This window comes from Psychrobacillus vulpis, from assembly GCF_006861825.1.
GTDB lineage: Bacteria > Bacillota > Bacilli > Bacillales_A > Planococcaceae > Psychrobacillus > Psychrobacillus vulpis.
Genome location: NZ_VDGI01000015.1, coordinates 104,214 through 113,013 on the forward strand (window position 1 = coordinate 104,214; position 8,800 = coordinate 113,013).

General features: G+C 35.4%; 10 protein-coding genes. All 10 read left to right on the forward strand.

Translation table 11 applies throughout. The annotated features are described in order from the left end of the window. The first annotated feature begins 11 nt into the window (after positions 1-11). The 10 genes from FG384_RS13805 to recO all read left to right on the forward strand — a co-directional run bounded on the left by FG384_RS13805 (position 12) and on the right by recO (position 8,374). Positions 12-428 carry a hypothetical protein gene (locus tag FG384_RS13805; protein ID WP_142643191.1) on the forward strand — a complete coding sequence of 139 codons (417 nt, stop codon included), beginning with the start codon at positions 12-14 and terminating at the stop codon, positions 426-428. A gap of 49 nt (positions 429-477) precedes the next feature. Further along, positions 478-717 carry a hypothetical protein gene (locus FG384_RS13810; RefSeq protein ID WP_142643192.1) on the forward strand — a complete coding sequence of 80 codons (240 nt, stop codon included), beginning with the start codon at positions 478-480 and terminating at the stop codon, positions 715-717. Next, positions 717-1,808, forward strand: a complete 1,092-nt coding sequence (locus tag FG384_RS13815) for a sporulation protein YqfD (protein ID WP_142643193.1) — start codon at positions 717-719, stop codon at positions 1,806-1,808. The genes FG384_RS13810 and FG384_RS13815 overlap by 1 nt, the downstream gene beginning before the upstream one ends. An 11-nt stretch (positions 1,809-1,819) precedes the next feature. Next, the gene (locus tag FG384_RS13820) at positions 1,820-2,779 is read left to right on the forward strand and encodes a PhoH family protein (protein WP_142643194.1); all 960 of its coding nucleotides are present in this window, start codon (positions 1,820-1,822) and stop codon (positions 2,777-2,779) included. Positions 2,780-3,218: 439 nt separating this feature from the next. Next, positions 3,219-5,330, forward strand: coding sequence for an HD family phosphohydrolase (locus tag FG384_RS13825; RefSeq protein ID WP_142643195.1), 2,112 nt, complete (start codon positions 3,219-3,221; stop codon positions 5,328-5,330). 19 nt (positions 5,331-5,349) lie between these two features. Further along, complete coding sequence (gene ybeY / locus FG384_RS13830) at positions 5,350-5,835, forward strand: rRNA maturation RNase YbeY (RefSeq protein WP_142643196.1); 486 nt, start codon at positions 5,350-5,352, stop codon at positions 5,833-5,835. Then, entirely contained in the window at positions 5,822-6,187 is a 366-nt protein-coding gene (locus FG384_RS13835; protein WP_142643197.1) for a diacylglycerol kinase family protein, read from the forward strand. The genes ybeY and FG384_RS13835 overlap by 14 nt, the downstream gene beginning before the upstream one ends. 11 nt (positions 6,188-6,198) lie before the next feature. Further along, on the forward strand, positions 6,199-6,609 hold the full coding sequence (locus FG384_RS13840) for a cytidine deaminase (RefSeq protein WP_142643198.1): 411 nt from the start codon (positions 6,199-6,201) through the stop codon (positions 6,607-6,609). Continuing rightward, entirely contained in the window at positions 6,593-7,513 is a 921-nt protein-coding gene (era, locus tag FG384_RS13845) for a GTPase Era (RefSeq protein ID WP_142643199.1), read from the forward strand. The genes FG384_RS13840 and era overlap by 17 nt, the downstream gene beginning before the upstream one ends. 78 nt (positions 7,514-7,591) lie before the next feature. Then, the gene (gene recO, locus FG384_RS13850) at positions 7,592-8,374 is read left to right on the forward strand and encodes a DNA repair protein RecO (RefSeq protein WP_142643200.1); all 783 of its coding nucleotides are present in this window, start codon (positions 7,592-7,594) and stop codon (positions 8,372-8,374) included. Positions 8,375-8,800: the final 426 nt, after the last annotated feature.

An 8,800-nucleotide genomic window follows, 5' to 3' on the forward strand; every position in this document is an offset into this window, starting at 1 on the left:
AGGTTTTCTCCTTGGAAGGGTTAATAATATTAATAATTTCGCTAATCGTCAGTGCTTTGTTTGGTCAAAAAAAGAAGGCGGCTCAAAAGCCAGTCAAAGATGTTCAGCAAGAAAAGCCCTTTAAAGAGAATCCATTTAAAGGTCTTGAAGATTTTGCAAAAGAATTTAAGGTTGAGCATAAAAAAATGGATAGAAAACCTCCTGAAGTACAGAAAACTCCTACTTTAGTTGAAAAAGTAGAACGAGAAGTGCCAAGAGATCGAGGAGTTCCAAGATCTTCTGGTCGTCTGTCTATCCATCAAGATAAAGTGCAGAACAAGAACGTATCTAAACCAATAGATACAAATATTTTACCTAGTTCAAAAGAAGAACTTGTACGTGCCATTGTATTCTCAGAAATACTTGCGCCTCCAAAATCTAAAAGATAACTCATGAACACCCCTTTACATGCATAAAGTCATGTAAAGGGGTGTTTTTTTGAAAAAATTATTTCCACTCCATGCGAGTATTATGGTTGAAAATTTTAGTGAGATTATTTTAGATTATGAAATTACCATTCTTCGATTGCATGAAAACACATTAGTATGTTCTTACGAAAATTTCCTTCTAGAAATCAAGGCTGATACATTGAAGATTAAATCATTGTCAATGGAGCAGCTTTGTTTGCATGTTGAAGAGCTTAATCATTTCAAAATCACGAGGAAGGAAAATAAGTAATGCAGCAACTTATACAAGTTCGAATGTCGATAAAATTGGATCAATATCTTTTGTTTCAAAGACTCTTTGCAGCCAATATCGTTGTCTACCAAGTATATAGCACCGAGCAGTATCTTTATTTTTCTATACGTAAAAAAGATTTACCCGTCTTTCGAAAAGTTAGAAGATCGCTAAAACTATCGGTACATTTGGTGGATGAAACCAAAAAAGGAACAATTCCTATTCATTCCTTCTCTATTGTTGGAGTTATTATGTTTTTAATTATTCCTGTTGTTCTTGCTCAATTCATATGGAACATTCAAATTGATTCTGAATCACCTGAAAGTAATGTGCTCATTTATGAGCAACTGAAAGAAATGAAAATAAAAGAAAGAATGCGATCATCTAATTTACCTAGTGAACAAGAGATAAGGCAAAAATTATTATTGGAACATAAGGAATATTCATGGGTTCATTTTTCGAAATCAGGCTCGAAATTTACTGTTACACCAATGCTTGCACCAATACAAACCGAGCGAGAGATAAAGGATGCTCCTCCAACTCATTTAATTGCTAAACGGAGTGGGGTCATTACAGACTTCGAACTAACTAAAGGAGTAAGAGCTGTAGAGAAAAATGTCTCAGTCAAAAAAGGCGATATTTTAGTGAATGGATTCGTTACACAAGGCGATAAAAGAATTATTACAAGTGCAGAAGGTAAAGTGTATGCAAGTTATTGGATTGAGTTGGAATTTGAACTTCCGAAAAAGCTGAGTATTGTGAAACCGAGTGAGAGAAAACTTGTCATTCAGAGAATAGGAGAAAAAAAACTCTCATTTTGGAAAGAAGTAGCTCTTCCTAATCCTATACGGAATTTTTTTGAAGCAGGTTACGTACAAAAAGGCGAAGCAGAAGAATATGTGATAGATGAACAATCGATGGATAGATTAATACGTCCACTCCTTTATCAAAAAATAATAAATGAACTTCCCTCCGGTACACAAATATTGGAGGATAAAGTTTTACAGGTGACTATTCAAAATGATAAAGTGAAAGGGAAAGTATTATTTTTAATAAATGAAAATATTGCGATACCACAAGTTATACCCTAAGGAGACGAAGCATGAGCGAACAAAAACAATTAGATATTAACTTGCAAGATCCTGCAGAAGCAGTGATGCTTCTAGGTATTTCAGATAAAAATGTAAAACTAATAGAAGAGGAACTTCACGTCCAACTCATCACTAGAGGGGAAACAATTCGAATTGTTGGTAATGAAAACAATGCTGTAGAAGCGAAGAAACTAATGGAACAACTTCTAGCCGTTATTCGTAAAGGGATAAATATTAATTTGCGAGATGTTTCCACTGCAATAGAAATGAGTATGAACGGTACGATCGAGTACTTCTCTGGACTTTATGATGAAGAAATTGCAAGAAATACAAAAGGTAAATCTATTCGAGCAAAAACTATCGGACAACGTGAATATATACAAGGGATTAGACATTCCGATTTAACGTTTGGGATTGGTCCAGCTGGTACTGGTAAAACGTATTTGGCTGTTGTAATGGCAACTCAAGCATTAAAAAACGCCCATGTGAAAAAAATCATTCTAACACGTCCAGCAGTGGAAGCAGGCGAAAGCCTAGGTTTTCTACCTGGAGACTTGAAAGAGAAGGTAGACCCTTATTTACGGCCTTTATACGATGCGTTACATGATGTATTAGGAACAGAACAAACAGAACGACTAATTGAACGCGGTACGATTGAAATCGCTCCTCTTGCTTATATGAGGGGAAGAACGCTAGATGACGCATTTGTTATTTTAGATGAAGCTCAAAATACGACAAAAGCACAAATGAAAATGTTTTTAACTCGTCTTGGATTTGGTTCCAAAATGGTCATTACAGGTGATAAAACGCAAATTGATTTACCAAAAGGTGCAGAATCAGGGTTAATGATTGCGGAAAAGATTCTATCGAATGTATCTGGTATTCACTTTCAATACCTAGAACAAGGTGACGTCGTTCGTCATCCACTTGTTGCAAAAATTATACAAGCTTACGAGGAACAGCAACCTTAATGGGTTGCTGTTTCGGACTGTAGATAAACTCTAAGAATTTTGAGTTTTTCTACAGTTTTTTCTTTTTCAATAAAAAATAAATAAGAAAATCATTGAAACGGCTCCCTTTCCGGAGGCCACTGAAAAAGTCACTTTTTTTCAAAAAATAAAAACGAAATCCCATAATTCCTTCACTTTTTAGGGTGTTTATGGGGACGTCATGCCAATTTTGATACAAATATACTTCTCAAGTGGTGACTTTATTTTCTGAATTTTGGTTTTTCAGTGGCCTCCCTTTCCGCGGGCGTTGCCTCAGCCTCCTCGCTTTGCTGTGGGGTCTTCGACTAACGCTATTCCCGCAGGAGTGTCGCCTTTTTCAACAATTTTCTAGAAATAAAAAAGTAAAATATTAAAAATAAGGTATAATGAAATTACCAGTTATAAGGGGGATGAATATAGTATGAATTCTATTTTATTGAAAATAAAGGAATGGAGCAATTATAAGCATCTCCCATTAGTTATCATTTTTGTTACAGCTGTTATTATGTTTTTTCTACTAATTGGGAATGTAAAAGAAAATAAATATGATATAACAGAGTTTCAGTTATCTCCTGAAACTATTCGTGCTGTCAAAACGATGGAAGATCCTGTGAAAACAGAAGAAGAACGTGAAAAGGCTGCTTTAGAAGTTCTACCAAAATTTGAATTCCAAGAAGAAACTGCTGACAACCAGGCAGCAATTATACGTTCCATTTTTGATAGCGTTATGGAGATAAAGAAGCAAAATATACCTGTAGATGATGTTAATGGGGCTAAAAATCAGCTTGATAAGTTAAAGAAAGAATTGGATAAAATAGCGGAAAATGCAAATTATGTACAGTTGTCGGATGATGCTTTGTCAATATTATTAAACCAAGCACAGACAACTCTAAAGCAATCTAGTGAGACACTTGTAACTTACGTTAAAGACTCTTTAAATCAACCAATTCGTATGGAAAATATTCCAGACGAAAAAAGAGAAATTGAAGACAGAGTTAAACAGACATTTAAGTTTCCAAAAGAGTATATGGATGTTCTTATAACAATTGCACGTTTTAGTATTGTAGAAACGGAGATTGAAAACAAAGAACAAACAAAATTACGTATAGAACAGGCAAAAGCAAGTGTAGAACCAACAAGAATACTACAAGGCCAAATTCTAGTACAAAAAGGTGAAATTATTGATAGAGAAGTATATAGGCAACTAAAGCTTTTAGGTATGGTAACGAGTAAATCATCCTTTAAACCACTTGTAGGTGTTGGTTTATTTGTATTGCTCACGATGTGGGTTTTGTATGTGCAAACAACTAATGGGAAAGCTAGAACAGTAGAAAATACAAAATCTTTATTAGTTATTGCTTTTACTTTGTTTATTTCTGTCTTAATGATGAAAGTATTACAATATATTGCATATAATTTTGATGTAGTCATTGCTTTTATTTTTCCTACAGCAATTGCATCCATGCTCGTATACCTTTTAGTAAATGAACGTATGGCTTTTATTACTACCATCATTATATCTGCATATGCTGGGTTTATTTTTCAAGAAGGGTATACGAATGTGTTTCAAATGGAAATAACATTATATATCCTATTTGGAGGAATAGCTGGGATTATAGCTTTAGAAAAAACGCAGCATAATTCACAAATTCTACGATCTAGTTTAATCGTTTCTTCTATGAATATAGTATTTATACTATTTTATTTACTTATGACAAAAACGACTTATGGGGTTAGCGACTTATTATTCTACTTTGGGGCTGCCGTACTGTCGGGGGTATTGTCTGGAGCATTAACGATTGGAATATTGCCGTTTTTTGAATCTGTATTCGGAATTCTGTCTACTATGAAGCTGATAGAATTATCGAATCCAAATCATCCGCTCCTGAAGAAAATATTAACCGAAACACCAGGAACTTATCATCATAGTGTGATGGTAGCGAACTTGGCAGAAACTGCTTGTGAAGCAATTGGTGCAAATGGATTACTTGCAAGAGTTAGCTGTTATTATCATGATATAGGTAAAACTAAAAGACCAGGGTTTTTTATAGAAAATCAATTAAATGGATACAATCCACATGATAATTTACCACCGGAAGCAAGTCGTGATATTATTAGTGCTCATGCAACAGATGGGGCGAATATTTTACGAAAGCATAAAATGCCCAAAGAAATTGTAGATGTAGCAGAGCAACATCATGGTACAAGCTTGTTAAAATTCTTCTACCATAAAGCAAAAGAGCAAAATGAGAAGGTTAGAGAAGAAGATTTCAGATACGATGGACCTAAGCCACAGTCTAAAGAAGCAGCCATTATATCCGTAGCTGACAGTGTTGAAGCAGCCGTCCGCTCTATGAAGGAACCGAACGCAGAAAAAATACAGGCTTTAGTAAAATCAATTATTAAAGATAAACTACAAGATGGACAATTTGATGAATGTGATTTATCTTTACGTGAAATAAAAATAATGGAAGAAAGCTTTTGTACAACACTGAATGGAATTTTCCATTCACGAATTGAGTACCCAAAATAAGACAGAAGGTGGAACATATATGCTAGAACTAGATTTAATGGATGAAACAAATACACTATCAGAGCAGACAATAGAGCTTGTTGAAAAAGTAATACAATTTGCAGGGAAGCAACAATCAGTAAAAGAAGGAAGTGAAGTTAGTGTAACATTTGTAACGAATGACACAATTCAAGAAATCAATCGTACCTACCGTAAAAAAGATGTTCCAACAGATGTTATTTCTTTTGCGATGGAAGAAATGGGAGACGGAGAAATCGAGATTAAAGATGCTGAACTTCCGACTCTTTTAGGAGACATCGTTATTTCTGTAGAGCGTGCTAGTGAACAAGCAGAGTCTTATGCGCATACTTTCGAAAGAGAACTTTGTTTTTTAGCAGTGCATGGTTTTTTACATTTACTTGGTTTCGATCATGGTACAAAAGAAGAAGAACAAGAAATGTTTGGGTTACAAGAAACAATCTTACAAGCTTTTGGATTGACACGTGAAGGCCATGGACATTCGTAAGTTTTTTAAGTCATTTATATTTGCATTTCATGGGATTATATATGTGATAAAAAGTGAACAAAACTTTCGATTTCATCTTTTGTCTGCAGTAATTGTAGTGATTGCAAGTACCGCTACAGGATTATCTAAGTATGAGTGGATTATTATTATCATGTTAATTTGTGGCATGTTCATGATAGAATTAGTAAATGCTTCAATCGAACGAGTGGTTGATTTAACATCCCCTGATTTTCATCAGCTTGCATTACATGCAAAAGATTTAGCTGCTGGTGCCTGTCTCGTGTATGCTATATGTTGTGCGATTGTTGGTTTAATTATATTTGTCCCAAAATGGTGGGGAATTATTTTTTAGAGGTGAAAGAATTGGATAAAATAAAATTAATGGAAGCTTCCAAAACTGCACGAGAAAAAGCATATGTTCCATACTCTAAGTTCCCGGTAGGAGCAGCATTGTTAACAAATGATGGGGAAGTTATTCTGGGGTGTAATATTGAAAATGCTTCATTTGGATTGACAAATTGTGCGGAACGAACAGCTATGTTTAAAGCAATATCTGAAGGGAAGACAACTTTCTCTGCTATTGCTATTTCTGGTGATACAGAAGGACCAATCTCTCCATGCGGGGCATGCAGACAAGTATTAGCGGAGTTTTGTGACGGAAGTATGCCAGTTTATTTAACAAATTTAAAAGGAAATGTATTAGAAACAACGGTTGCAGAGTTGCTACCAGGTGCATTTACAACGGAGGATTTAGACTATGCAGCAAAACAATAAAGACTTTAAATCTGGATTTATTTCGATAATTGGGAGACCAAATGTCGGTAAATCTACATTTTTGAACCGTGTAATCGGTCAAAAAATTGCGATTATGAGTGATAAGCCTCAAACTACGCGCAATAAAGTACAAGGTGTCTTAACTTTAGAGTCAAGTCAAATGATTTTTATCGATACACCTGGAATTCATAAACCGAAGCATAAGCTTGGAGACTTCATGTTAAAAGTAGCTAAAAATACTCTTCGTGAAGTTGATGTTATTTTATTTATGGTGAATGCAACAGAACCAATTGGTAAAGGCGATGAGTTTATTATTGACCTACTAGAAAAGAACGAAACACCAATCTTTCTAGTTATAAACAAAATAGATCAAGTACACCCAGATGAATTAATCGCAATTATCGAGTCTTATAAGGATAAGTATGATTTTGCAGAAATCGTACCAATTTCGGCACTACAAGGAAATAACGTAGAACGATTACTAGAAACAATTCAAACCTATTTACCAGAAGGACCTCAATATTACCCTGCAGATCAAGTGACGGATCACCCTGAACGTTTTATAATTTCCGAATTAATACGCGAAAAAGTACTTCATTTAACCCGAGAAGAGATTCCGCATTCAATTGCAGTAGTCATTGATAAAATCAAAAAAGAAGAAGATACCGAAAAAGATATGATTCGTGTGATGGCAACGATTATTGTTGAAAGAGATTCGCAAAAAGGAATTGTCATTGGAAAAAAAGGTGCATTGTTAAAAGAAGTTGGTACAAGAGCACGCCATGATATCGAAATGCTTCTAGGTACGAAAGTGTTTTTAGAACTTTGGGTAAAAGTACAAAAAGATTGGCGAAATAAATCAACCCATTTACGCGATTACGGCTTTAGAGAAGATGAATACTAAGAATTAGCGCGTTCGACGAGTCTTTCCTAAGACAGGGAAGGCGCTAAAGATAGATAGACAAGAAAGAAGGGTGGACAATTGCTACAAAAAGTAGAAGGGATTGTCTTACGTACTTCTTCATATGGAGAATCTGACAAAATTGTTACGATTTTTTCACGTGAACTTGGGAAAAGAGCAGTAATGGCTAGAGGTGCCAAAAAACCTACGAGCCGATTAACATCCATCTCTCAGCCATTTACGTATGCATATTTTTTAATACAACAGGGCAGAGGAATGGGAACTCTTCAACAAGGCGAAATAATCGATTCAATGAGATCCATTCGTGAAGATATTTTTGGAACGGCTTATGCAAGTTTTATTATGGAGTTAACGGATAGATTAATCGAAGGTGAGGCTCCGCAGCCTCATCTTTTCACTATTTTACAGCAAGCTTTACAGGCTATTTCAGAGGAATACGATCCCGAAGCGATAAGTCTATTTGTAGAGTGGAAGCTGCTACCTACGGCTGGAATACATCCCGTCCTACATCAATGTTCAAACTGCGGTGCAACAGATGGGGAATTTGCGTTTTCCTTTTCGCAAATTGGGTTTCTGTGCCACCGATGTTTCTCAATTGATCCATATATTATTAGATTAACTCCGTCACAAGTAAAGCTTATTCGTACATTCTACACTGTTCCAATAGAACAGGTTGGAAGGCTGACTCTAAAAAAAGAGACGAAAGGTTTCATCAAAAAGATCATTCGAACGATTTATAGTGAACAAGTCGGATTACGATTAAAGTCTCAAGGATTTTTAGATCAAATGGAGAAGACACCAGAATTTTTTAGCGCAAAAAAAGAAACAAGTTCAGAGGAATAATTTCTCTGAACTTGTTTTTTTTACTTCGCGTAGGGATATGCTTCATTTAAGCACAAAGATGGTCTAAGCAAAGGTTGGTACTATGCGAGTTACAAGTCTGAATCGAGTATAGAGCAGGTGCCCGAGCAAATTTGGACGCTGTGCGAGCATAAACATCATCTATCCGAGCATAAATGAGTGTCAACCGAGCATGAAGCTCGTGTTAGAGCAAAGCTAGTCGCTATGCGAGCATATAAATAACCTATCCGAGCATAAATGAGTCAAGTCCTTATAATTGTGTAAAATGCTAATTACAAGTTTTCAATTGTTTTGTATCACAAACAGATTCTGTTCGAAGTATGAATTTGATTGGATTGGAAGGGGGTACCCCCTTCCAATCCAATCAAATTTCGCGGACATCGTCCCCTCCGTCTTTTTTGATGATAA